General features: G+C 49.8%; 1 protein-coding gene. It reads right to left on the minus strand.

The window, feature by feature from the left end; genetic code table 11:
• On the minus strand, positions 1 to 299 hold a 299-nt coding region (locus SB749_RS19140; RefSeq protein WP_410711696.1), incomplete at both ends, for a hypothetical protein.

Raw genomic sequence — 299 nt, forward strand, 5'->3', positions numbered from 1 at the left:
GATCTAGTCGATACGCGTCAAAGGTTTGCCCGTTCGCCAGAATGAGTTTCTCGGTTTGTTGCCCGGAAAATTCAAACTTTCCCTCGCTCCAAAGGAGCGGGAAGCGCATCACCCGATCTTGGCCAAACCGTGTCTGTGGCCGATTCACGAAACGGTTTTTCTCTTCGTCAAACACGATATGAAGAGCGTTTACTTCGTGGCTTTCGCGTGTCTTGAAATCTAGCCGCTCGATCGTCACTTCAAAACTAACACCGTCACGCAAGCTCTGCTCATATCCTCCAGTCTCAAGGTTTTTACCG

The sequence above is a fragment of the Brevibacterium sp. SIMBA_078 genome (genome assembly GCF_046534565.1).
Lineage (GTDB): Bacteria > Actinomycetota > Actinomycetes > Actinomycetales > Brevibacteriaceae > Brevibacterium.